Source organism: Streptococcus cristatus, from assembly GCF_003943535.1.
GTDB lineage: Bacteria > Bacillota > Bacilli > Lactobacillales > Streptococcaceae > Streptococcus > Streptococcus cristatus_L.
On the sequence record NZ_RJPU01000028.1, the window covers coordinates 1 to 1,044 of the forward strand.

General features: G+C 46.5%; 1 protein-coding gene. It reads left to right on the forward strand.

The features are described from left to right. Nucleotides 1-29: 29 nt before the first annotated feature. Nucleotides 30-1,044: mucin-binding protein (locus D8790_RS10640; RefSeq protein ID WP_446677483.1), on the forward strand; the 1,015-nt coding region annotated here is incomplete at its 3' end.

Sequence of the window (1,044 nt, forward strand, 5' to 3'; positions counted from 1 at the left end):
CAAACAGCCAAACAGCAGGTCGTCCAGCTCTGAAAGCTCCAGTAACNCAAGAAGCAGCTTTCACACGTACAGGTGAACGTAACCGTGTAACTGNNAAGNANACNTNCNNTGCATGGACACCAGCTACGAAAGAATTGGCCCAAGAAGCTACACCAGTCGTAACTGGATTCGTGGCAGATAAGGCCAATGTAGCAGCGAAGACAGTGACTCCTGATGATAAGGATAGCGAAGAAACAGTTAAGTACAGCAANCTTGGTTCATACGTACCAAATGTACCAGACGGACTTCCAAAAGTACCAAACCTTCCATATCCAAACGATCCAACAGATCCAAGCAAACCAGGTACTGATCTTCCAGTGATTCCACATGTACCAGGAACTACACCAGTAGGCCCAGATGGCACAACCCCATTGACACCGAAAGATCCGAGCGATCCAAGCAAGGGATACAACCCACCACCAATTCCAAGTGATCCAACTAAGGACACACCAATCAATTACGTGAAGGATGGTCAAAAAGCGATTATCAGCTTCGTAGACCAAACTGACGGTAATAAGGAATTGACCAAGGTTGTCGAAAGCGGTAAGTCAGGTGAGCCAATCGGTACAACTAACTACGCAGCTCGTCTGAAAGAATTGACAGACAAGGGCTATGAAGTTGTAACGGATGAGTTCGCAGGACCTAAGACCTTCGATAATGACGATAAGAAGGATCAAACCTTCACCGTTACTCTTCGTCAAGGTACAGAGAAGATTACAGACCCAGCTAAGCTCAACAAGAAAGTATCACGTACGATCAAGTACGAATACGCAGATGGTCAAACAGCNGGTCGTCCAGCTCTGAAAGCTCCAGTAACNCAAGAAGCAGCTTTCACACGTACAGGTGAACGTAACCGTGTAACTGNNAAGNANACNTNCNNTGCATGGACACCAGCTACGAAAGAATTGGCNCAAGAAGCTACACCAGTCGTAACTGGATTNGTGGCAGATAAGGCNAATGTAGCAGCGAAGACAGTGACTCCTGATGATAAGGATAGCGAAGAAA